The organism is Tatumella sp. JGM94 (genome assembly GCF_018257595.1).
Lineage (GTDB): Bacteria > Pseudomonadota > Gammaproteobacteria > Enterobacterales > Enterobacteriaceae > Tatumella > Tatumella punctata.
In genome coordinates this window covers 1-23,938 of the sequence record NZ_JAERJN010000008.1, presented here as the reverse complement: position 1 = coordinate 23,938, position 23,938 = coordinate 1, and the positions used below count along the sequence as shown (strand labels likewise).

The following is a 23,938-nucleotide window of genomic DNA, read 5'->3' as shown; positions in this document are numbered from 1 at the left end:
AGGGAGGTCTGGGGGGGATTGCTATTATCAGGAGGCGCTCTTACTATTCTCCGCAGTGCTGGCCAGCATCTCAATAACTGAATAACTCACCAGAAGAGATGTGTGCATGAAAACGTTACCTGTATCTTTGCCTGTAAAAGGCCCTGTCCCTTTCACCCGAAAGCTGATTGCTGAACTGCAACTGCTGTCTTCCGGTCAGTCTAAAGTGACTGAAATCAGTGATGCCAAAGAAACCGGCCTGAAAATCATCTTCAGACCCGGCGGTGCATCATCCTATATCCTTCGTACCAGTGTCGGCGGAATTTCTCATTACCTGCCTGTAGGGAAAGTCAGTGAACTGCCACTGGAAGAAGCCCGTCACTGGGTACGGACAAAAAAGGCTGAGCTGCGTCAGCGTGCTGCCGTGATGAGCGGCCATTACGGTGCTGTGTATAACATGACCTTCAACAGCCTGCTACAGCACTATGTCCGTGATGTGCTGGTTGCCGGAGCCAAACGCTCGGCACATACTGACCTGTCAAAAATCAAAAAGTATTTGGGACCTCAGCTGGGTAATATCAGACTGTCTGCCATGCAGGAATCCGATATTGCCCACTACCTCGCCGGACTGCCTGTCAGGCCGTCCACACGGAACCGTCATCTGGCGCTGCTGAAGGCTGTATTCAGTTATGCCCGCAGGATGCGCTATATCACGGCAAGTCCGGCAGAGTTTCTCCGGATGCAGCCAGAGGCCACTTCACAGCGAAAAGCCATGAGTCGTGAAGAATTTCGTCAGTGGATGGCTGTCTGCGAGGCAAAATATCACCAGAATCCGGGGCATGCCGGAATTGCTTTACTGATGTTTCTCGGACTGACCGGTTTGCGTCTCGGTGAAACCCGTTATCTGAAAATGACGGATATCGACTGGTCACGAAAAACGATTGTGCTGAGACAGACAAAAAACGGTAAGACGCGGGTTGTACCGGTATGTGATAAAGCTTTTGTCCTGCTGACCACGATAAAACAGTACCTGGGCGATAAAGACTGGGCTTTCCCTAATCAGGCTGATAACGGTCCGGTCTCAGAGCCACGCCGGTTGCAAAAATCCCTGTGTGAATCTGCCGGTATCAGGCACTACACCATCCACGAACTCAGGCATACCTTTGCCACCACACTCATCGAATCCGGTGCGGACATTTACACCGTAAAGGATTTACTCGGGCACAGTACTATCAAAGTAACCGAAATTTATCTTCATGCCAGTCCTGCACGCTATCACGATGTGATTAACCGCGCGATGGCATAAAACAGGACCTTTCTTACGAAAGGTCCATAACCGCAGCAGGCTGCATCAGGTCCCCACCAGTCCAGCCTGTTATCTGCAACACCCATATAATGGATTCAAAAGATGAAAAAAACAAATGCTGAAATAACACTCACACAGGCACTTCCTGAGTGTATTAAGGAAAATCTGACTGAAGCGGATACCCCCGAAATTACCGCGAAAAAGATACTGGAAACGATCCGGATATCCGGTCATTCCGGTTCCGTTGCAGGGCTGCCTCACGGGTATGAAAACTATCCTCACGAGCTGAGATACACCAAGGGTGACGGCATAATGCTGTGCTCAACTCCGGTCATTCCTTACTGTATCTACAGTAACGAATCCGGTGATGGCAATCTGGGGATAGGTCTGATGACCATCAATGTTACCGGTAAAATTGTGTGCAAGCATCTCGGACTGAGTGCCTTCGGGAAAGACGGCAGGGGACTGTCAGAGCTTATCAGCGCAGGATTCGGGTTAGGGTCCGGTCCTCAGCCACAGAAGTATTTTGAAAGTTTCGTACACAAAGCAATGCGTATGGTTCTGCCCAGGGTGATAGTGACTGACGGGATGGGATTCAGTGAGGGCTATGATGCCTTTCTGCACGGGACAATGCCCCTGCTTCGGGACAATACCCGTTTCATCTCTTTAGTGGGACAGGGGAGCAGAAATAAAATGATAGCTCCGCTCGGAACCCATCAGCAATGGATGACCCTCATCAGAGAAAATGTGCACGGTTATCATCAGGTCTTTGCGCTCAGTGCCTCACTGGCCTCCATGCTTCTGAAACCGGCAGGTATGGATATCAGTATGTTTCATTTTTACGGCGGCTCAACGACCGGGAAAACCATCCTGTTGCAGCTTGCGATGTCAGTACACGGTTCCGGGAATGAACCCGGACAGAAAGGCTCCAATATCTTACGCTGGAATACTACCTCCAATGCTCTGGAGCGTTCACTGGCAGACTTTTCAGGCCTTGTGGCCTGCATTGACGAGCTGGGTGCTCACAATAACAGAGGCTTCAGCTCCACGCTGTATAACATCACGTCAGGTGAGTCAAAAATCAGGATGGATAAAACGCTAGAGGTCCGTGATAACTTTACCTGGAATACCATCATCCTGTCCTCCGGTGAAATGTCAGTGTCAGAGAAACTTTCCTCAAACAAAGAAGTCCTGACAGGAGGACTGGAGCACAGAACTATCAGTCTTGAAGTGATGCCGGAAGATTCACGTTCTTTACTGGCTGAAGATGAGGACGTCTCTATGGAGGCGCTCATTGGCTGGGCAGACACGCTGAAATCAGGGCTGTCAGAATACTACGGGACCGCAGGGAAGCTGTTTATCAGCCACTTTCTGACACAAAAAGATGACAATGGTGTTCTGCTACCGGCAGACAACATTCGCCAGCAACTGCATCAAATGATAACTGATGAAACTGAGAGTTTTATCAGTCAGCTTGAAGAAAGTGACGATGATGATGACGATAAAGCCATCAGCCTGAGTGCTATCCAGAAGCGCGCGATGAAACGTTTTGCACTGGTCTCTGTGGCCGGGAAACTGGCGGTACAATGGGGTATTCTGCCTTTTACGGAAGAGCAGATTGAAGAATCTGTGCTCATGCTGGCCTACCACTGGCAGAACAATACCCAGAGTCGGTATGATCCTGAAACATCTTTCATGACGGCCTTGCGTACCTGGCTACTGAACAACCTGCATGTGCAGTTCAGTACACTGGGTATCAAAGATGACTTTCTGGCGAGCAGCCGGAGTGGCTTTCTGGATGCAAAGACCACGGATATTCTCATCTATAAGGATGCTTTTTCAGCACTCTGTGCAAAGCATAATATGAGTGTGGCACAGGGCGCGAAGGCACTGTGTGATAACGGATACCTGACTCCTGAAAGTGAGGGGCACTTCAAAAAAAGAAAAAGAAGAGGGATGGAGCAGGACTACTATCATATCCATCGCAGCTTTATGAACAGTGATTTCAGCTAGAGAAGTACAGACCTGGAAAAGACAGAAAAGCAGAGGTTATCCCTCTGCTTTTTTTATACCCGACAATCACAAAGGCAGCGCGATACGCTCAGCCAGCAACTGACTGGTATGGCGCAAACGCTGCGGATGCAGATGAGCATAACGTTGTGATGACTGACTGCTCCGGTGCCCCAGTTGTACCTGCACATCGTAAAGCGTTCCCCCGTGAGAGACGATAAGTGCTGCAACCGTATGCCGACAGGTATGCAGGCAAACATCTTTATCGAAAATACCTGCCCGTTTCACAATACGATGAAAAGCCTTCACCGGGTTTGACAGTGGCTTCCCTTCTTCTTTACCGGCAAATACCCAGGGGTTACCTCCGGGAGCAGGAAGTATCTTCAGTAATGCCATGGCCGGGGCATTCAGGTGCACAATCCGTCCCTGACCATTTTTGGTCACAGGCAGCCAGAGAGTGCGTTGTACAAAATCAATATGCTCCCGTCTGGCCAGCCTCAGTTCATCCCGTCGCAAACCGGTGAGTAACAGTAACCGGATATAGGTCGCTGCCACCTGATTGTTATCCTCTGCTGCCGACCGGAATATCTGCCGTATCTCCTGCTCAGAGAAATAGCGCTGACGGGCGTTATTTTCACGCAATAAGGCAATATTCTTCGCCGGATGGACATTCGTTAACCCCTGACGCCCTGCCCACGTATAGAGGGCTTTTACCAACACAATGACCCGGTTACAGGTGGCTGCTGCCAGTGAGGGCATGAGCTTCTGTTGCAGAGTAAGGACCTGTGAGGGGGTAATATCAGAAAGACGGTAGTACCCGAGTACCGGCTGAATATGGTCACGGAAACGCTGATTATCTTTGTTCCAGCTGGCTTTGGACTGCTTTGCTACAGGAAGATAGTAATCATAAAACAGCTCATCCAGAGTAAGCTCATGCCGTGCTGCATCTTTAGAGGCTTTGGGGTCCCCGCCGGTTGCCAGTAACCGTTTGTGTTCTGCAACAATCTTTCGGGCTGTACTGACATCGATATCAGGCCAGTGGCCCAGTGCAATCGCACGCTTTCTGCCATGATAAAGATAGCGAAACAGAAAACGACGGGAACCCTGATTTTTACCGACTAAACACTTCAGACCTGACGCTTCGGTATCACTGTATTCACAATCCGTACTGCGGGAATCTGCCGGATGAGGAGGCAGTGTTCTGATAAGGGTATTGGTAAAACGAAACCGGGTAGGTGATGACATACACACTCCTTTTCACTGTGGATGACAGACCGGAAAACCAGACTGTCAGTAGCTGCACAGAAATAATATGTGTCTGTCTTATGCTGCATTCCGGTATCAGTGTGCGCAGTACGGGGAAACGGGGAAAGTGCATTAACTGTAAGAAATGGCACTGAAAAATCAGTAATGCATGCCGTGGAATATCCGAGGAACCCCCCGCGACTATCGGGGGAAAACCGTCACCCCCCGGAGGCTCAGGGGACTTCCCCTGTGAACCCCCTGCAGGGAATATTGAAAAATATATATAAATCAGTAGCTAACACAGCTCCCCCCGTCCCCCCGTGATTTCACATTCTGATATTGAGTGAGTGACACTAAACGCCAGAGCAGGACCGTAGGAGGACCGGAAAACAGTGAGAAACAAGCAGAGTAATACAGAGGGTAAAACTGACACGGACCGGAACCCACACTGACACAGTGTCAGGGAAATCAGTACAACAGCGGGAAAAGGTACGAAAAAGACGGTTGTGACTGTCAGAGCGAGGAGAGAGAGTAAAGCAAAAGACACCCCGGGGAAGGACCATAAATAGACCATACAGCAGAAACGAAAAAGCCCCGCATTTCTGCGAGGCCTTGTAAATAGTGGTGCCCGAACTCGGAATCGAACCAAGGACACGGGGATTTTCAATCCCCTGCTCTACCGACTGAGCTATTCGGGCAACGGGGCGCATTAAACCGTAATGGCCCTGATGCGTCAACTCTTTTTACTGCAGGAAATGCTAAAATCGCACTGACTGATTGCTTTATATACGAAAACGGCTGTTTTACTGACTTTTACTTTACTATCGCCACGGATAGATGCGCTGGCGGGCAGATATTCTGCCGGGGAATCCCGATTAATGTCTCTGCACAGGCTTTTTACCTGACAGTGATCACGTCTGTACCTATATGATTAATTATCAGCAAATAACTGACCGGAAAGCTTGAGTAGTCAGGCATTCGACGGCTGTGTGATCATGCAGATCGTTATATGGTCAGCCATTCAGGCAATACTCTGATGTGCTCTGCACCGGGAACCTCTCATCAGGCCGCCCCGGATTTTACCAGACAGGCAGCAGCTTGTTTTATCATGGAACCTGCGGGTTTGTTACTGCATCGCTGGCAAGCGGGGGAGGATATGGTGACCCATTATTTACCGGCAGGCAATTATGACAGGCCCGGGCCTTGATTGATTAAGGGTACCAGAGCGGCCTGAAGATAACAGCCCTGGCAAGCGGTGGTCAGCTGAGAGCACCGTTCTGGCGGCACAATGCCACTTGCAGAATATCTTCTGCCAGCCGGCGGGCGGTGGCAATATCCTGAAGATTACGTTTAACCAGTAGTTTACTCAGACAACCCTCCAGTACCAGTTCCAGCTGGTCGGTGACCATCGTCGGATTATCCAGTTCCAGGGCGGTCAGCTGCCGGTGGGTATATTGCCAGGAGGCTTGTTTTTGTTGCTCTGCCACCTGATGTATCGGGTGGTGTGGCGCCGGGTAAATACTGCAGGCAGCAATAAACAGACAGCCCGGGAAACGGCCACGGCGGACATGTTCCTCAAGCAAAGTGTAACGCATCAGTAATTTCTGGCTGCTGGTCAGTGCTTCGTCCTGTGTTATCCGTTCGCGCCATTCGCTGATCTGCCGGCCGTGAAAGTCGAGGGCATCGCGTAATAACAGCTCTTCAGAGGTCTGTTCAGGGAGTTCTGCTCCCCGGGCCTGTAATTGCTGTTTCAGGTTGCCGGCGGCCGCCAGGCCCTGTTGTTCCAGTAAAAGTAATACCTGCTCAAGTATCTGTTCCTGCGACACATTAACCTCCGTAAATGCAGCACCGGCCACTGCCGGCGCATCTGGATGATGTTATTCAGCGCGAAGCTTCTGTAAATGTGCCAGAAATTCTCCGGCATTCATATATCCGGTGACCCGTGAGTCCGGGATTTCATTACCGCGGGCATTAAAAAACAGCAGGGTCGGGAGCCCCAGCACGTTCAGTTGAGTCAGCAGCGCATTATCCTGTGCGGTATTGGCAGTAACGTTTGCCTGTACCAGCTGATATTGTGCAAACTCCTGCCGGACTTGCGGGTCTGTAAAGGTGTATTTCTCGAATTCTTTACAGGCAACACACCAGTCGGCATAAAGATCAACCATTGTAATTTTGCCCTGTGCCTGACTCAGCTGTTGTTGCAGACCGGCAATGTTGCTGATGTTGTGGAATACAGGAGACTGATCTCCGCTGTTATTAGTCGGCGCGGCAGAAAATGCCCAGTCCTGTAGCGGACGCGCCGCGACTAATGCCAGCAGTAGCCATAAAATTTGTAATATCCGTACCCAGCCTTTCGGACTTCTCAGACTCAGGGCAAAAGCCCAGCCAAAAAAGGCCACACCCAGCAGACTCCATAGCCGTAGCCCCCAGACGTCCCCGACAATACGTTCAATCAGAAAGACCGGTAACGCCAGAATAACAAAGCCAAAACCTTCTTTGACTGACTGCATCCACGGGCCGCTCTTAGGCAACAGTTTATTGCCAAAAAGGGTGACGATAATTAACGGCAGCCCCATACCCAGGGCATATAAATACAGGGTCCCGCCACCGGCCAGCATATTACCGCTCTGTGCGATATACAGCAGAATTGCGCTAAGAGGCGCGGTGGTGCAGGGGGAGCAAATTAAACCGGCTACGGCCCCCATCAGAAATACGCCGCCGGCAGAGCCGCTTTTTTGCCGGTTACTGAATAGCGCCAGCCGTGTCTGCAGTGATGCCGGCAGTTGCAAAGAGAACAGGCCAAACATTGATAATGCCAGCAGGATAAAAACGGCAGAGAGTGTCAGCAGTACCAGCGGACTCTGTAATGTGGCCTGAAAACGTAATCCGGCGGCGGCCACAATAATGCCCATCAGTGTATAAGTGACCGCCATACCCTGCACATAAATGAAGGCCAGCAGCAGTATACGTGATGCAGAGATATCGCGACGGCCACCGAGGATAATTGCCGAGATTAACGGATACATCGGCAAAACACAGGGAGTGAAGGCAATACCAATACCGATCAATAAAGCCCAAAACGGAGAAAACGGCAGGCGTGACGAAGGTATACCGGCCCCGGAAGCCGTGGCCGGGACACTGGCGGCAGGCTCAGGGGAGGGGCTGTCCGCCGTGATTTGTGACAGGGGAATTTCCCGGGTTTCCGGCGGATAACAGAACCCTGCTGCTGCACAACCCTGGTAGCTGACTTTCAGGCTGGCTGCCGGCCCGGTACTCTTCAGTATCACCGGAACTTGCAGGTCTTCGGGGAAGATCTGGCTTTTACCAAAAAACTCATCTTCATGAGGCTGGCCCTGTGGCAGATCTATGCTGGCAATAGTCGCGTTGGCCGCAACGATACTGATTTGCTGGCGGTACAGGTAATAGCCGGACTTTACCTGCCACTTCAGCAGGACGCGGTTGTTATTCTGGCTAAAGTCAAAGCCAAAGGCCTGATTCACCGTAACAAAGCGAGGTGATGAGCCATTATCGAATAAGGCAGCCTGCGTCTGCAGGCTGAATAATGTAACTGCCAGAAAAATCAGGCGAGTGAGGCGTGCAACCATGACAAGTATTCACTATCTCCGTGTTGAACAGGGATCACCAGTAATTCAGGGACATCATAAGGATGGGCCTGTTTCAGCAGTGACAGTAAGTCCTGTTGATGTTCCGTATCACTTTTGAAGATCAACTGTACATCTTCGGAACATTCCAACTGGTCCTGCCAGGTGTACATCGAGGTCACGCCCGGCAGGAGATTAACGCAAGCGGCAAGCTTACGGCGGATGGCCAGTCGGGCCAGGGCGGTCGCCGTAGCCTTGTCGGGGGCAGAACATAACACAATAATGGCAGAACAAGGATTCATTGCTCACTCCTGAGTCAGGGGGGCATGATAGCATTTTTTTTCAGCAGCAACAGAAGACAGAGGGTAACAGAAATATTCAGAAAAGAGCTGAACGGTGACAGGATAGGGCCTGATGCACTGGCATCAGGCCGCGGGGGATTACTGGTTATCTTCCGTATAACGTCTGGCTTTATATACCGGGTGCATCAGGTTTTCGACTGAAAAAATATCATCCAGCTGAGCATTGGTCAGCAGACCTCGTTCCAGCACAACTTCACGGACACTTTTTCCGGTTTCAGCACAAATTTTACCGACAATATCGCCGTTATGGTGACCGATATAAGGGTTCAGATACGTCACGATCCCGATGGAGCTGAATACATAAGACTCACAAATCTGCTGGTTAGCGCTAATGCCGGTAACGCATTTTTCCAGTAAATTGAAGCAGGCATTGCTGAGAATAGAAATGGATTCAAAAACAGCCTGACCAATTACCGGCTCCATCACATTCAGCTGCAGCTGACCGGCTTCGGCAGCCATTGTGACGGTGGTGTCGTTGCCTATGACTTTAAAACACACCTGGTTAACGACTTCAGGGATCACCGGGTTGACCTTGGCTGGCATGATCGATGATCCGGCCTGTAACTGCGGTAAATTAATTTCATTCAGACCAGCACGAGGGCCGGAGGAGAGCAGACGCAGATCATTACAGATTTTAGACAGTTTAACGGCCAGCCGTTTCAGTGACGAATGCACCATAACGTAGGCACCACAGTCTGAGGTCGCCTCAATCAGGTCTTCGGCAGCAACCACCGGTAACCGGCTGACTTCGGCCAGATATTTCACTGCCAGTGGCTGATAACCGTCCGGGGTGTTCAGCCGTGTGCCAATAGCGGTTGCGCCGAGGTTAACTTCCAGCAACAGTTCGGCAGTACGCATAATGCTGCGGGTCTCTTCTTTCAGCAGCACGCTGAATGCGTGAAACTCCTGACCGAGGGTCATAGGGACCGCATCCTGAAGCTGGGTACGCCCCATTTTCAGGACAGTCTGGAATTCTTCGGCTTTACGCTGAAAACCCTCAGACAGTGCATTGATAGCATCGACCAGCTTCAGCAGTGAATTATACACAGCAATACGGAAGCCTGTCGGGTAAGCATCATTGGTCGACTGACACATATTGACGTGGTCATTCGGGTTAAGATATTGATATTCGCCTTTATTATGTCCCATCAGTTCCAGACCAATATTGGCCAGCACTTCATTGGTGTTCATATTGACAGAGGTACCGGCACCGCCCTGATAGACATCGACCGGGAACTGGTCCATACAGGTACCGTTATTCAGTACTTCATCACAGGCTTTAATCAGTGTTTCTGCAATATGACGCGGGATGGTCTGCAGATCCCTGTTAGCCATGGCTGCTGCTTTTTTCACCATCACCATGCCGCGAACAAACTCTGGTATGTCACTGATTTTACTGCTACTGATATAGAAATTTTCTATTGCGCGTAGCGTGTGAATTCCATAATAAGCATCCGCCGGAACCTCGCGCATACCGAGCAGGTCTTCTTCGATACGAATGTTGTTAACCATGATAACCTTCTTATTGTGCTTTCTTACTAAAGCTGTGTGCCGCAGAGAGTGTGAGTATTTATTGTGTACCACTGATACCGGAATTTTATCTGTATATCAGTTCATCCGCACGATGATATTCTGTTTACAGAAAAAATAAGCAACACAGATCACTTTATAGTCACTTGTTTATAACATAGCCGCTAAAAACAGCCGCCGGCTGTAAATGACTGCAGGCCGGTAAAGCGTACAGACTCACGGAGAGTTAGTTATAACGAATTTACCGGCAATGGTTGAAATCACTTTTTGTTATACCCATCTATCAAACTATCATCCTGAGGATGTTATTGATTTTTCAGCCCTGCTGTAGCACGGGCGTTACTTACAGGAGACCGCCGTGCGCTGGTTACCGTTTATTTTCTTTTTCCTGCTTGCCTGGGTAGAAATTTCACTGTTTATCCAGGTAGCCCATGTTATTGGTGTATTACTGACGCTGATACTGGTGATCTTTACCTCTGCTATCGGCATTTCGCTGGTGAAAAATCAGGGCGTGAAGAATTTTATGTTGTTACAGGAGAAGCTGGCCCGTCACGAAAATCCGGCCGCCGAAATGACCAAAAGTGTGTCATTAATCATTGCCGGATTTTTACTGGTCCTGCCGGGCTTCTTTACTGATTTCCTGGGATTGTTGCTGTTGTTGCCGCCGGTACAAAAACATCTGACCCTCAAAGTGATGCCTTACCTGAAAGTCTGGCGCGGCGGAGGAGCGGCGGCGAATGACGGCGGTTTTACCGTTGAAGGCGAGTTTGAACGTAAAAACCAGCATGTGATCGAACATAAAGATGATCACTCTTCAGATAACCGTTAGGCTCTGGCTTTGGTCCCGCAGGTGGGGGGGCTGGATTTGAACGGTTTTTTCGGGGGCGGCGGAATGCCGCCCTTTTTGTTACGGTTACAGATAAATTCAGCATTTTATGGTGTCCCGAAGGCCAGTTATGCCCATAATGCGGCAGACTGTTCTGCAATCTCATGGGAAACAGTGATTGTTATCCAAATTAAAAAAATTATTTTTTTTACCCTTGAAAGGTTCTTCCCCTGACCCTATCTCTGGTTGCATGAAGCCGATGCCTGAACGGCCGGTATTCAACCTAAATAAACCAGTGACTGGGCATTTCAAAGGAGAGCTATCAAAATGACTATTCGTCCATTGCACGATCGCGTTATCGTCAAGCGTAAAGAAGTAGAAGCTAAATCTGCTGGCGGCATCGTTCTGACCGGTTCTGCTGCGGGGAAATCTACCCGTGGTGAAGTGCTGGCCGTAGGCAATGGCCGCATTCTTGAAAGCGGCGAAGTTAAACCACTGGACGTGAAAGTGGGTGATGTCGTTATTTTCAACGAAGGTTACGGCGCTAAAACTGAGAAAATTGATAACCAGGAAGTGCTGATCATTTCAGAAAACGACATCCTGGCCGTGGTAACCGAGTAATCCGGCAATCTATTCCACCAACGAACTAAATTTAAGGAATATCTCAAATGGCAGCTAAAGACGTAAAATTTGGTAATGACGCGCGGGTGAAAATGCTGCGTGGTGTTAACGTACTGGCAGATGCAGTAAAAGTTACCCTGGGCCCGAAAGGCCGTAACGTTGTGCTGGATAAATCTTTTGGTGCACCGACCATCACTAAAGATGGTGTTTCTGTTGCGCGTGAAATCGAGCTGGAAGACAAGTTCGAAAACATGGGTGCACAGATGGTTAAAGAAGTTGCTTCTAAAGCTAACGACGCGGCCGGTGATGGTACTACCACTGCGACCGTTCTGGCTCAGTCTATCGTTAACGAAGGTCTGAAAGCAGTTGCTGCGGGTATGAACCCGATGGACCTGAAACGTGGTATCGATAAAGCTGTCGTTGCTGCAGTTGAAAAACTGAAAGCCCTGTCTGTTCCTTGTTCTGATTCTAAAGCCGTTGCTCAGGTAGGTACTATCTCTGCAAACTCTGACGAGTCTGTCGGTACTCTGATTGCTCAGGCGATGGAAAAAGTCGGTAAAGAAGGTGTTATCACCGTTGAAGAAGGTACCGGTCTGCAGGACGAGCTGGACGTGGTTGAAGGTATGCAGTTCGACCGTGGTTACCTGTCTCCTTACTTCATCAACAAACCGGAAACCGGTGCCGTTGAACTGGAACAGCCTTTCATCCTGTTAGCGGATAAGAAAATCTCTAACATCCGTGAGCTGCTGCCAGTACTGGAAGCGGTTGCTAAAGCAAGCAAACCCCTGCTGATCATTGCAGAAGATGTTGAAGGTGAAGCGCTGGCAACTCTGGTTGTTAACACCATGCGTGGTATCGTGAAAGTTGCTGCGGTTAAAGCACCAGGCTTCGGTGACCGTCGTAAAGCAATGCTGCAGGATATCGCTATCCTGACCGGTGGTACTGTTATCTCTGAAGAGATCGGTATGGAGCTGGAAAAAGCTGCCCTGGAAGATCTGGGTCAGGCTAAACGTGTTGTTATCAGCAAAGACACCACCACTATCATTGATGGTATCGGTGACGAATCTGCAATCAAGGGTCGTGTGACTCAGATCCGTCAGCAGATCGAAGAAGCAACGTCTGATTATGACAAAGAAAAACTGCAGGAGCGCGTAGCGAAACTGGCCGGTGGTGTTGCCGTGCTGAAAGTCGGCGCAGCGACTGAAGTTGAAATGAAAGAGAAAAAAGCCCGCGTTGAAGATGCTCTGCACGCAACCCGTGCAGCAGTTGAAGAAGGCGTGGTTGCCGGTGGTGGTGTTGCTCTGGTACGTGTCGCTGCACAGATTGCAGAGCTGACCGGTCAGAACGAAGACCAGAACGTGGGTATCCGCGTGGCACTGCGTGCGATGGAAGCTCCGCTGCGTCAGATCGTCGACAACGCCGGTGAAGAACCTTCTGTTGTGGCTGACAAAGTGAAGAACGGTGAAGGTAACTTCGGTTACAACGCAGCAACCGAAGAGTACGGTAACATGATCGACTTCGGTATCCTGGATCCGACCAAAGTTACCCGTTCAGCGCTGCAGTATGCTGCATCTGTTGCTGGTCTGATGATCACTACCGAGTGCATGGTGACTGACCTGGCGAAAGAAGACAAAGCTGACTTAGGTGCTGCCGGCGGTATGGGTGGCATGGGCGGCATGGGCGGCATGATGTAATACCGGCTGTACTTACCTGCGGGTAAGTACAACCGCAGTCGGTCAGGGCATTGCTGCTGTCTGATTGTTTCATTGTTCATCCGCAGACCCGGTATCCTTTGGATCCGGGTCTTTTTTTTTCGTCATAAACTTGTGTTATAACAGTCAGGCTCCGTATCAGACGGAGATTGTGTGCCAGTGCATTATGTGGCTGGTTTTTTAATTTGTCAGACGCTATGGTGTAAAACACTATTGCGGATTATATTTCCCTCTCTCTGGTTAAATGCTGCCATGGTTGTCGGTTCTGGCATAACGAAAATAATGAGGAAGAATATGCGTTTAAAAATCTCTGCAGGGCTGTTTCTGGCTGCTGCAATGTTGACGGGATGTAGTTCTGCCGGTAATCAGTTGACGTCCAGTGGTCAGAGTGTCCGTTTTGTCGATGAGCAGCCTTCTGCACAGTGTAAATTCCTCGGTAATGCCATCGGGGAACAAAGTAACTGGTTATCAGGTCAGGGGGCTGAGGGGGGCAGTTCCATGCGCGGTGCGGCAAATGACTTGCGTAATAAAGCGGCCGAAATGGGCGGTAATGTGATCTATGGTGCCAGCACCCCGGGACTGTCGATTGTCTCCAGTTTTGTGCCGGTGGCGACAAAAATGTCGGGACAGATTTATAAATGCCCGTAACACTGTCTGAACAGTCGCGGTAGTGGCGGGGACTTTCCCCGCACACCGACAGGGACAGACGGAAGCAGGGCCTCTGTCTGTCGCAGTAGTATTATTTCAGTGAGTTCAGTTCACTATTCAGCTGATCAAGATGGCGGGTCAGTTTCTCGAGGTCCTGTTTTTTCTCAGTCACTTTTTCCTGATATTTATTAATTTTGCTTTTGTTGTCACGGGCAATGGCCTGGTTCAAATCCTGTTCAGCTTCCCGCAAATCATTCTGTTTTTCGCTCAGTTTCTTTTCGGCCTTTCTCACCGCCTGCTGTGCATCGTTACGCACTGATGCGGCAGTACAATGGGTATTCACTTCATCGAGTGCTTTCTGCAGCCCCGCCAGTTTAAAGGTGTTGTTATGCTGGCGCGCATAGCTGATTTCTTTCTCGATAGAAGCGCGCTTATCAGCACAACTTTCTGCGGCACTGGCAGCATTAATCGTCAGCAGAGAAACTAAGGTCAGGCTCAGGGCAGTTACTGTTCTTTTCATAAATTATCCTTAGATATCGTTTTTCGCGTTGTGCCGGACAGGCGCAACAAAACAACGTTGTCCGGGCAATTGACAGCCCCGGACAAGCCGTGGCGGGGATAATAGAGGTTTTATTACGCAGTTTAGCTGCGTTTGATCAGTAAATATTCTCTTTCAGTTTTGTCTTAGTTGTAAATCCAGGGGGGTTTTGCTTGGCTCCCCGCCGATTTCCCGGGCCAGTTTTGGCACCATATAGCCTGATACTTGCGTCAGCAACTGGCGCATGATTTGTCGTGCTTGATCATCAGAGACATAAAAATGTGCAGCGCCCTGAACTTTATCTAATACGTGCAGATAATAGGGCAAAATGCCGGAGTCAAACAGGGCGTTACTCAGCGCCGCCAGCGTCCCGGCATCATCGTTCACCCCGCGTAATAACACGCTTTGATTCAGCAGGGTCACACCTGCTTTTTTCAGCAGACCCATGGCATCTTTCAGTGGCTGGTCTATCTCATTGGCATGGTTAATATGGGTCACCATAATGACCTGCAGCCTTGTGCCGGTCAGACGCTGACACAGGCCATCAGTAATCCGTGCCGGAATAACGACCGGCAGCCTGCTGTGGATCCTTAGCCGGCGAATATGCGGTATTGACTCCAGTTCGCTGATCAGCCAGTCCAGTTCATGATCTTTGGCCATCAGCGGGTCACCGCCGGAAAAAATAATTTCATCCAGTTCCGGATGCTGGCGAATATAGTCCAGCGCAGCGCGCCAGTTTCGCTTATTTCCCTGATTATCCTGATAAGGGAAATGGCGGCGGAAACAATAACGGCAGTTCACCGCACAGCCGCCCTTGACCAGTAATAACGCCCGGTTACGGTACTTATGCAGTACGCCGGGGACCGCGCTTTGCTGCTCTTCCAGCGGATCGGTACTGTAGCCGGGGGTGACAATAAACTCTTCCTGCAGAGTCAGTACCTGGCGTAATAACGGATCATCCGGATTGCCTTTTTCCATCCGCCGGATAAAAGCACGCGGTACCCGTAAGGCAAATAACCGGCGTGCATCGGCTCCGGCACTCAGTGCCGGCAGGTGTTCCAGATTTAAAAGTTTCAGTAATTCATCAGGTTCGGTGACAACTTCCGCAAGTTGATGCAACCAATCTTCTCTGGAGGGGGTATTTAGGGTTACAATGTTTGCCATTTTTTTGGCTTAGTCCAGTATCCATATGTCGAGGGCCTTCATGGCAACATATTCTAGCAACGATTTTCGTAACGGTCTTAAAATTATGTTTGATGGCGAACCTTATGCCATCGAAGCGAGTGAGTTTGTTAAACCTGGTAAAGGTCAGGCTTTTGCCCGTGTAAAAATGCGTCGTCTGCTGACCGGTAAACTGATCGAAAAAACGTTCAAGTCTACTGACTCTGCTGAAGGTGCGGATGTTGTTGATGTGACTCTGACTTATCTGTACAACGACGGTGAGTTCTGGCACTTCATGAATAACAATACCTTCGAACAGCTGGCTGCGGATGAGAAAGCTGTAGGCGAAAACGGTAAATGGCTGCAGGATCAGGCAGAATGTATCGTTACTCTGTGGAACGGTAACCCGATCGCTATCACTCCGCCGAACTTTATCGAAGCAGAAATTACCCAGACCGATCCCGGCCTGAAAGGTGATACTGCCGGTACCGGTGGTAAACCTGCAACCCTGACAACCGGTGCGGTAGTCAAAGTACCATTATTCGTTCAGATTGGTGAAGTCATTAGAGTTGACACCCGTTCCGGCGAATACGTATCACGCGTTAAGTAAGTCTGTCAGGCGCATCGCATCGCAGCGGTGCGCCTGCATGACGGATTGAAGAAAATGAAAAAACGCAGCCTGCAAATCCTGTTACTCTGTTTACTGACATCAGTCCTGAGCGGATGTAATACCTTTCATGGTTTTGGTGAGGATGTTTCGCACCTCGGTAATGCTATCTCCAGAGTCGCTGAATAAAACGCGGACAAAGCGCACCTGATGGCTGCTGTGTTGTCTGCTGTTTTACTGCCGGATTGACAGGCTATCAGTTCATCTTCGACGGATGCCGGTTGTTATGTCGCTCCGCTGACAGAATATCCCTGTATTCTCTTTATGCTCTCACGGAGCAATTTTACTGGCTGGCGGAGGCCTGCGGCTGGCTGGTCGCTGGGTGAGCGGCTGTCACCTTTTTTGTCCTGTATTCAGACCGGTCATAGGACAAGATTGTTTGTCGTTTAAGTTGCATGCATGTAGACTGCCTCCCTTTTGTCAGATCAGGAGTACTACAGATGAACGAAACCGCAACCTGGCAACCCAGCGCCCCGGTAGCTAATCTACTTAAACGTGCGGCTATTCTGGCGGATATCCGGCGTTTTTTTGCAGATCGCGGTGTCCTTGAAGTAGATACTCCAGCCATGAGCCAGGCAACGGTGACCGATATTCATCTGGTGCCTTTCCGTACCCGGTTTGTCGGCCCGGGGGCCTCTGAGGGCCGTGACCTGTGGCTTATGACCAGCCCTGAATATCATATGAAGCGGTTACTGGCCGCCGGCAGTGGCCCTATATATCAGATGAACCGCAGTTTCCGTAACGAAGAAGCCGGCCGGCATCATAATCCTGAATTCACCATGCTGGAATGGTACCGTCCGCACTATGATATGTACCGGCTGATGAATGAAGTGGATGATCTTCTGCAGCAGATTCTGGAATGTGACAGTGGCGAAACACTGTCTTATCAGCAGGCATTTATTCGTTGCCTGAACATTGATCCGTTGTCTGCGGATAAAGATGCGTTAGTGGCGGTGGCTGCTAGCCTGGGAGCCGGTGATTTAGCCGCATCTGAAGATGATATTGACACCCTATTGCAGCTGTTATTTATGCTGGGTGTTGAACCCCATATTGGTCAGGATAAACCGGCATTTGTGTACCACTTCCCGGCATCACAGGCCTCACTGGCCGAAATCAGTACCGAAGACCACCGTGTTGCTGAGCGTTTTGAGGTCTATTACAAAGGCATCGAACTGGCAAATGGCTTTCGTGAACTGACTAACGGCGATGAGCAGCGGCAGCGTTTTGAGCAGGACAACCGGCGTCGTGTCGCGCGGGGACTGCCTGAACAACCGATAGATCAGTTTTTGCTGGCAGCCCTTGAGTATGGCATGCCCGATTGTTCCGGAGTTGCGCTGGGGGTCGACCGCCTGATTATGCTGGCACTGAAAGCCACATCGCTGAGTGAGGTGATCGCTTTCCCTGTTGATCGCTGCTGACAGCCACTGGCCCTGAATTCTTCCGGGCCAGTAACTCTCCCCGAATTTATAGTCCGCCTGATTTATAAGTTTTGGTCGCAGGTGTTCCCTGGCTGCCCGGTAATGCACTGCCGACCTTTTCCATCCGCACCTGGAATGGCGGGAAGGGCATCTCAATGTCGTTTTGCGCGAAACCATGCAAAATTAACTGATGAAGCTCATGACGTAATGGCATGCGGTGCCCCATTTCGGCCGCATAAATACGCAATTCAAATAACTGTATCCCTTGCTGAAGATCGACCAGAAAGGCCTCCGGCGGTGGGGTACTGAGTACGTAACTGCAGCGTTCAGCTGCCTGTTTCAGCACCCGGGTGACCAGTTCACTGTTAACGTGAGCAGGGGCCGGAATGGTCAGAACCACACGGGTAACAGCATCGGACAATGACCAGTTCACAAACTGTTCGGTAATAAATGCCCGGTTTGGCACAATAATCTCTTTACGATCCCAGTCTGTGATGGTGGTTGCCCGGGTATTGATGCGGGAAATGGTGCCGGTCAGTTCACGGATAGTTACGGTATCGCCGATGCGGATCGGTTTTTCGAACAAAATAATCAGGCCGGAAATAAAGTTTGCAAAAATCTCCTGTAGTCCGAAGCCCAGCCCGACACCTAAGGCGGCGACCAGCCATTGCAGTTTTGCCCAGTCTATTCCCAGCATAGAAAATGCTGTCATTACCCCGATGATCATTAACAGATATTTGGTCAGGGTGGTAATAGCATATCCGGTCCCCGGGGTCAGGCTGAGATGTTGTAATATTGCCAGTTCCAGCAGGGCCGGCATATTCCGCACCAGCTGCAGGGTGATAATCAGTACCAGAATGGCAATCAGTACCGCCCCGAGAGTCACAGACTGAATAGTTTCACCGGCGGCAGTCCCTGAACCGGCATCCCATAACGGAATATTTTCCAGAAAAGAGAATGCCGAATGCAGTTCTGACCACAGCAGAATCAGGGATACCAGAGCGACCAGGGTAAGCAGAGAACGTACCAGCCGCAGTGATTGCGCACTGATGGTATCAAGATCCACCACCGGCTCTTCAATGTCAGGCGCTTCTGTGGCAGAACCGTGGTGTTCCTTTTCTTCTTCTCCGCTGCGGGCACGGCTGGCCAGCATATCGGCACGTTTTTGCCGTGCACGGTCGAATTCAATTCTGCGTCGCTGAATCAGCATCCAGCGACGGATAATATGATAAATCACCAGCAGTACAAACCAGATGCCCAGTGAACTTTCCAGCCGGGCAAGCAGGGCCTGCGCTGTTGCCAGATAACCGACACAGGATGCCAGTGCTGCGATAGGCGGGATAGCCATCATGACATCCCACAGCAGGGTGTTAGTCATATTGTCGCTGTTGCCCTGCCTGTCAAAATAAAGCGGCAGGCCGGCCCGTTTCAGGGCATTAGTGACGACAGTCAGGGCGATACAGATAAGAATAAAGCTCAGGCGGCCGAGTGAAGCAGAAAACTGTCTGTCATCCAGATTATCGAAAGTAATCAGCACCATGATCAAAGGGACAATGACCCCGACGGTCAGCGAATAGTAGCGCATTGCTCTGGCCACACTGGCCTGCGGCCAGCGGAAATGAGCAATAAACAGCCCGTGAGGCCGGGCAAACGATGCACTGATCATAAATGCCCATAATACCGGCAGGGTTGCGGTTACCCCGTCGCCAATGGCGACCGCGATAGGATAGGGCCAGGCATGTTGCAGGCCGTAACCGAGCGCAGCCCATAGCACCGGCAGGGGCAGGGCGACCAGAATCGACCAGAACACCGTACGTACAGTCAGACTGAAACTGTCCAGTGTTACTTTACCGACTTTAGAGGCCGCGCGCGCCAGAAAGGCCCGGTAATGGCGGCGGGAACTGAGACTTATCGCCACCAGGAATAATGCGCCCACCACCGGAATAATCGACTCCCTGGCAGTGAACATCATCATAAAGGCCTTACCCAGCTGGCCAAAGGTATCCAGTGACAGCAACCGGGATAAGTCCTGGGCAACCTGCACCGGATAATGCAGAGTGACCGGGCCGACATCAGCGGTCCAGAACAGATAACGATGGGTGGCATCTTTGACATCGTTCAGAGCATCCTGTAGCTGTGTGTTAGCTACTTTCAGCTTGGTAATTTCAAGGATCAGCGAATCACATCCCGAAATCAGTGAATTGAGTAATTCCCGCTGGGTTTTTAACTGGGCGTCAAGAATCTTTACCTGCTCACTGGTCAGTGCTGTACCGTTTTCCTGGGTCAGTGAATGCAGACTTGCCTGACGATTAAGCAGATCTTCATAGTGGAGACGCTGAACCCGTAACTCTCCCATTTCACTGTCAATCTGTTGCGACTTAGGCACTTCCGGTAAACGGGCCACCTGTGCCCGCAATGCTTCTCCCAGTAAATTGGACTCTCCCAGCCATTGTGACTGTTCACGTAACGTGCTGAGGGCCTGACGAACCTGTAATGTCTGGTTAGCCGCCAGCCGCTGCTGGGAGGTCACCAGATCCATACGCTGGGCCTGCTGATTGAGGTCCGCTGAAAGATCACGGTTAATATTGAACTGTTCGCTGATCCCCGGCGGAAGTTCGCCGCTGTTCTCTGCTAACTGCTCGGTACGCTCCAGCGCCTGCTGGGCTTCCTGCTGACGCTGATTATTTAGCTGATTACGCAATGCCTGCAGATAGGCATCCAGTTGTGACATCGTTTTCTGGTGGAGCTCGGCCCGCAGGCGGGCAAGTTCCTGACGGTTACTGGCAGACAACTGTGCCAGCTCCAGCTCATTTACCCGCGCTTTACTGGCTGCATTTCCGGCCTCTCTGGCCCAGACTCTGGCCTGTCCCAGCCGGGTCGCCGCAGTTTGCTGACCCTGGATACGGCGATCACTGTCAGCCAGAGCTCGGCGGGCTTCTGTTTGCTGCTGAGGCAGCTGGGTTAACGAGTCGCTGATTTCCCGTGCCCGATCCTGTTCCTGCTGAGCCTGACGGCCTTCTTCCAGTAACTGGCTACTGGCCCGCAGGATTTCCTGTTCCAGGTCACTGCTATTAAGCGACGGGTTAACGGTTTTAGGGTTATCTGTGACTGAGGCAATTTGCTGCCTCAGTTGTTTAGACAGTTTAGGGAAATTATCAATAACAGACTGATACTGACGAGCCTGTTCAAGAGACGCCGTGCGCTGATCGATAGACTCAAGTGCAGCCTGTAATAACTGTACCTGCTCGGTCTGGGCGGCACTGATTTTAGCGCTTCTGGCCTCTTCCAGTGCCTGTTTTAGCTGTGTTGCATCAGGAACAGAGGCCGCATACAGTGAAAAACTGAGCGTTAATCCCAGCAGTAAAACCACAATCGCGCGCACGTTATCGTTCTCCGATTTATCCTGTGACAGTGCTGTCGGTGCTGATATCCGTATACGGGGTAGCCAGTGGCTGGCCGAGACGGGTTTTCGTTTCGGCTTCCAGAGACTCACTGAAGATAACTTTATTGCGGGCAAACAAGTTAATTACCGTAGAGCCCAGTTTAAAGCGGCCCATCTCGTCGCCTTTCAGTAGCACTACGGCGCCTTCAGCATCCGCTGCCGGATAATGCCAGCGTTTGATCACACCTTCGCGTGGCGGAGTAATCGTTCCTGCCCAGACAGTTTCGATACTGCCGACAATGGTGGCACCGACCAGAATCTGAGCCATAGGGCCAAAGTCTGTATCGAAATAACAGATAACCCGCTCGTTACGGGCAAACAGATTCGGGATATTGCGTGCAGTTAACGGGTTAACCGAGTACAGATCGCCGGGGACATAGACCATCTCTCGTAAAATACCATTACATGGCATATGAACACGGTGATAGTCGCGCGGAGCAAGGTAGGTCGTAATAAACTGGCCGTTCAGGAAGTCGGCAGCCCGCGTGTCGTTACCCGCCAGTAAGGCTTGCAGAGAGTAATAATGGCCTTTGGCCTGAAAAATCTGGTCTTCTTCAATCCGTCCGGCCTGACTCACAGCACCATCGGCGGGCTGAATCAGGTGGTTCGGGTTATTATCGACAGGCCGAGCACCTTCTTTAAGGGGGCGGACAAAGAAATCATTAAATGTCGGGTAGGCAGAGGTGTTCTTCTGTGCAGCCTCTGACATATCAACTTTGTAATACCAGACAAAAATATCAATCAGAGTACGGGTCAGCCAGCCACCACGACGGCTTGCTGCCCACCCGGCCAGTTCGGTTAACTGTTTTTTGGGTAAAATTGCGTTAATGCCAAGTTTGATTCGTTCCAGCATTTTGCCTCCTGGCGTAATCACGACGTTTAAAATAAAAAAGGCGAACGCGAGCGATGCCTTAATGAGATGGCGAAACCCGCCGCTATGTCAGTCAGTCCTCACTGACAGAAAAATTTTTTCTGACTTTCACTGAAGCCATACTTTCCAGAATCCGGTGATAGCTGTCGAAGCGGATTTCATTAATTTTGCCGTCTTCTACTGCCTGGCGGATAGCACAGCCCGGATCTGTATCATGTTTACAGTCACGGAATTTACAGTGACCAATATAGTCAGCGAATTCGACGAATCCGCGGGTGACTTGTTCTGCATCGAGGTGCCAGAGACCAAACTCCCGGACTCCCGGCGAGTCAATAACGTCGCCGCCTTTCGGAAAATGATACAATCGTGCTGCGGTGGTGGTATGTTGCCCCAGACCTGAATTATCAGAGACTTCGTTGGTCAGGATTTCATTTTCACCAGCCACTGTCAGTCCCAGCAAGGTATTCAGTAAGCTGGATTTCCCGACGCCGGACTGTCCGGCAAAAATACTGATTCTGTCAGTGAGCGCTTGCTCTAAAGGCTGTAACCCCTGCTGGTTATGGCTGGATACCATCAGTACCTGATAACCGATATTGCGGTAGATATCCATTTGCTGGTCAACAAAATGACGTGCTTCTTCGTCCAGTAAATCGGTCTTGTTGAGCACCAGTAATGGCGCGATATTCAGGGTTTCGCAGGCAATCAGGTAACGGTCAATAATATTCAGCGATAATTCTGGCAGGATAGCCGACACAATGACTATCTGGTCAATATTCGCGGCAACAGGTTTCAGGCCGTCATAATAATCGGGACGGTTAAGTACCGAAGTCCTTTCATGTACTGCTTCGACAATACCTTTCCCCGTACCGCTTTTCGGCGCACGCCAGACCACACGGTCGCCGGTGACCAGTGAACGGAGAGTACGGCGAAGATTACAGCGCAGGGTATTTCCCTGGTGGTCTTCCACGTCGGCATGCATCCCCAGGCGACTGATGACGATACCTTCCTGCGGTTCACCAAAAAGGCTGTCATCCGGCTCCGCTTTCTCAACACGTGGCTTCAGGCGTCGCTGATGGTTAGCATTGACACGGCGTTGCTGACCTTTTGACAGTTTATTTTTGCTCACACTTCCTCTCATGTTGTGCCGGACTTCGCCCGACGGTAAAAAACGGCTATGATACCATTAATAGTCATCAATAGACGATTTTAGCAACGGTGAGAGATAAGCATGGCAACAGCAAGGGAAAATAACCTGATTTGGATCGATCTCGAAATGACCGGACTGGATCCGGAACGGGATCGGATAATTGAAATTGCTACCCTGGTCACCGATGCTGACCTGAATATTCTGGCGGAAGGGCCGGTTATTGCGGTCCGTCAGTCAGATGAGCAGCTTGCCCTGATGGATGACTGGAATGTCCGTACCCATACGGGGAGCGGGCTGGTTGAACGTGTCAGAAACAGCAATCACGATGACCGTGCTGCTGAGCTGGCAACACTGGAGTTTTTGAAGCAGTGGGTACCGGCGAACGCTTCACCTATTTGCGGTAACAGTATCGGCCAGGACCGCCGTTTTTTATATAAATATATGCCGGAACTTGAAGCATGGTTCCATTATCGCGCTATTGATGTCAGCACATTAAAAGAGCTGGCGCGGCGCTGGAAACCTGAAATTCTGCCGGGTTTTAAAAAGACAGGGACCCACCAGGCACTGGACGATATCCGTGAATCGGTGGCTGAGCTGCGTTATTACCGCGAAAATTTTCTTAAACTCTGAAAACAGGCGGATTACTCAGCAATTTGCCGATTAAACCAGCAGTCAGCACGGATAGACGAAAAATATCATCTGCGGGGCTTGCGCAGGGAAATTATTCTCGTATAATTCGCACCCCGTAACGATGAAGAATTTTATACGTTACCGGCGCGGGAATAGCTCAGTTGGTAGAGCACGACCTTGCCAAGGTCGGGGTCGCGAGTTCGAGTCTCGTTTCCCGCTCCAG

Annotated in this window: 20 protein-coding genes and 2 tRNA genes; 11 read left to right on the top strand and 11 right to left on the bottom strand. The window is 50.6% G+C overall.

Translation table 11 applies throughout. The annotated features are described in order from the left end of the window. Positions 1 to 106 precede the first annotated feature (106 nt). Together JK216_RS07445 and JK216_RS07440 are read left to right on the top strand one after the other, a co-directional pair. Entirely contained in the window at positions 107 to 1,285 is a 1,179-nt protein-coding gene (locus JK216_RS07445; RefSeq protein ID WP_212711448.1) for a site-specific integrase, read from the top strand. Between the two features lie 102 nt (positions 1,286 to 1,387). Continuing rightward, the gene (locus JK216_RS07440; protein ID WP_212711449.1) at positions 1,388 to 3,298 is read left to right on the top strand and encodes a DUF927 domain-containing protein; all 1,911 of its coding nucleotides are present in this window, start codon (positions 1,388 to 1,390) and stop codon (positions 3,296 to 3,298) included. Positions 3,299 to 3,364: 66 nt separating this feature from the next. Here the strand turns inward: JK216_RS07440 and JK216_RS07435 are convergent, their stop codons facing one another. The 6 genes from JK216_RS07435 to aspA form a co-directional block, all read right to left on the bottom strand. Beyond that, a complete protein-coding gene (locus JK216_RS07435; RefSeq protein ID WP_212711450.1) occupies positions 3,365 to 4,540 on the bottom strand; it encodes a site-specific integrase in 1,176 nt (391 codons plus the stop codon). A gap of 622 nt (positions 4,541 to 5,162) precedes the next feature. Then, a tRNA-Phe gene (locus tag JK216_RS07430) sits at positions 5,163 to 5,238 on the bottom strand. A gap of 561 nt (positions 5,239 to 5,799) precedes the next feature. Then, entirely contained in the window at positions 5,800 to 6,366 is a 567-nt protein-coding gene (locus tag JK216_RS07425) for a transcriptional regulator (protein ID WP_212707447.1), read from the bottom strand. A gap of 51 nt (positions 6,367 to 6,417) precedes the next feature. After that, the gene (locus JK216_RS07420) at positions 6,418 to 8,145 is read right to left on the bottom strand and encodes a protein-disulfide reductase DsbD (protein ID WP_212707446.1); all 1,728 of its coding nucleotides are present in this window, start codon (positions 8,143 to 8,145) and stop codon (positions 6,418 to 6,420) included. Beyond that, a complete protein-coding gene (cutA, locus tag JK216_RS07415; protein ID WP_212711451.1) occupies positions 8,121 to 8,444 on the bottom strand; it encodes a divalent cation tolerance protein CutA in 324 nt (107 codons plus the stop codon). The genes JK216_RS07420 and cutA overlap by 25 nt, the downstream gene beginning before the upstream one ends. A gap of 138 nt (positions 8,445 to 8,582) precedes the next feature. Beyond that, positions 8,583 to 10,016, bottom strand: a complete 1,434-nt coding sequence (aspA, locus tag JK216_RS07410; protein WP_212707444.1) for an aspartate ammonia-lyase — start codon at positions 10,014 to 10,016, stop codon at positions 8,583 to 8,585. Between the two features lie 376 nt (positions 10,017 to 10,392). Here aspA and JK216_RS07405 point away from each other — a divergent pair, with 376 nt between their 5' ends. From JK216_RS07405 to JK216_RS07390, 4 genes are all read left to right on the top strand, one after another. After that, positions 10,393 to 10,863, top strand: coding sequence for an FxsA family protein (locus JK216_RS07405; protein ID WP_212707443.1), 471 nt, complete (start codon positions 10,393 to 10,395; stop codon positions 10,861 to 10,863). Positions 10,864 to 11,187: 324 nt separating this feature from the next. Next, positions 11,188 to 11,481 (top strand): co-chaperone GroES, encoded by a 294-nt coding sequence (locus JK216_RS07400; RefSeq protein ID WP_025901066.1) that lies wholly within the window; start codon positions 11,188 to 11,190, stop codon positions 11,479 to 11,481. A 47-nt stretch (positions 11,482 to 11,528) separates the two neighbouring features. Continuing rightward, complete coding sequence (gene groL, locus JK216_RS07395) at positions 11,529 to 13,175, top strand: chaperonin GroEL (RefSeq protein WP_212707442.1); 1,647 nt, start codon at positions 11,529 to 11,531, stop codon at positions 13,173 to 13,175. Positions 13,176 to 13,487: 312 nt separating this feature from the next. After that, a complete protein-coding gene (locus JK216_RS07390) occupies positions 13,488 to 13,841 on the top strand; it encodes a DUF4156 domain-containing protein (protein WP_212707441.1) in 354 nt (117 codons plus the stop codon). 91 nt (positions 13,842 to 13,932) lie between these two features. Here the strand turns inward: JK216_RS07390 and JK216_RS07385 are convergent, their stop codons facing one another. Together JK216_RS07385 and epmB are read right to left on the bottom strand one after the other, a co-directional pair. Continuing rightward, positions 13,933 to 14,361 carry a DUF1090 domain-containing protein gene (locus JK216_RS07385; protein WP_212707440.1) on the bottom strand — a complete coding sequence of 143 codons (429 nt, stop codon included), beginning with the start codon at positions 14,359 to 14,361 and terminating at the stop codon, positions 13,933 to 13,935. Between the two features lie 153 nt (positions 14,362 to 14,514). Further along, a complete protein-coding gene (gene epmB, locus JK216_RS07380) occupies positions 14,515 to 15,543 on the bottom strand; it encodes an EF-P beta-lysylation protein EpmB (protein ID WP_212711452.1) in 1,029 nt (342 codons plus the stop codon). 40 nt (positions 15,544 to 15,583) lie between these two features. On the opposite strand from epmB, the gene efp reads away from it, so the two are divergent. The 3 genes from efp to epmA all read left to right on the top strand — a co-directional run bounded on the left by efp (position 15,584) and on the right by epmA (position 17,625). Then, positions 15,584 to 16,150: an elongation factor P gene (gene efp / locus JK216_RS07375; protein ID WP_212707438.1), complete on the top strand. Its 567-nt coding sequence runs from the start codon at positions 15,584 to 15,586 to the stop codon at positions 16,148 to 16,150. Positions 16,151 to 16,204: 54 nt separating this feature from the next. Further along, positions 16,205 to 16,336, top strand: a complete 132-nt coding sequence (locus JK216_RS07370) for an entericidin A/B family lipoprotein (RefSeq protein ID WP_212707437.1) — start codon at positions 16,205 to 16,207, stop codon at positions 16,334 to 16,336. Positions 16,337 to 16,647: 311 nt separating this feature from the next. After that, positions 16,648 to 17,625, top strand: a complete 978-nt coding sequence (epmA, locus tag JK216_RS07365) for an elongation factor P--(R)-beta-lysine ligase (protein WP_212707436.1) — start codon at positions 16,648 to 16,650, stop codon at positions 17,623 to 17,625. Positions 17,626 to 17,671: 46 nt separating this feature from the next. Here the strand turns inward: epmA and mscM are convergent, their stop codons facing one another. The 3 genes from mscM to rsgA form a co-directional block, all read right to left on the bottom strand. Further along, positions 17,672 to 21,007, bottom strand: coding sequence for a miniconductance mechanosensitive channel MscM (gene mscM, locus JK216_RS07360; RefSeq protein ID WP_212707561.1), 3,336 nt, complete (start codon positions 21,005 to 21,007; stop codon positions 17,672 to 17,674). A 16-nt stretch (positions 21,008 to 21,023) separates the two neighbouring features. Next, the gene (gene asd, locus JK216_RS07355; protein ID WP_212707435.1) at positions 21,024 to 21,920 is read right to left on the bottom strand and encodes an archaetidylserine decarboxylase; all 897 of its coding nucleotides are present in this window, start codon (positions 21,918 to 21,920) and stop codon (positions 21,024 to 21,026) included. 91 nt (positions 21,921 to 22,011) lie between these two features. Then, a complete protein-coding gene (gene rsgA / locus JK216_RS07350) occupies positions 22,012 to 23,064 on the bottom strand; it encodes a small ribosomal subunit biogenesis GTPase RsgA (RefSeq protein ID WP_212707434.1) in 1,053 nt (350 codons plus the stop codon). Between the two features lie 102 nt (positions 23,065 to 23,166). Between rsgA and orn the strand changes: the two genes are divergently transcribed. Together orn and JK216_RS07340 are read left to right on the top strand one after the other, a co-directional pair. Continuing rightward, the gene (orn, locus tag JK216_RS07345; protein WP_212707433.1) at positions 23,167 to 23,715 is read left to right on the top strand and encodes an oligoribonuclease; all 549 of its coding nucleotides are present in this window, start codon (positions 23,167 to 23,169) and stop codon (positions 23,713 to 23,715) included. A gap of 146 nt (positions 23,716 to 23,861) precedes the next feature. Continuing rightward, positions 23,862 to 23,937, top strand: a tRNA-Gly gene (locus JK216_RS07340). Position 23,938 lies beyond the last annotated feature (1 nt).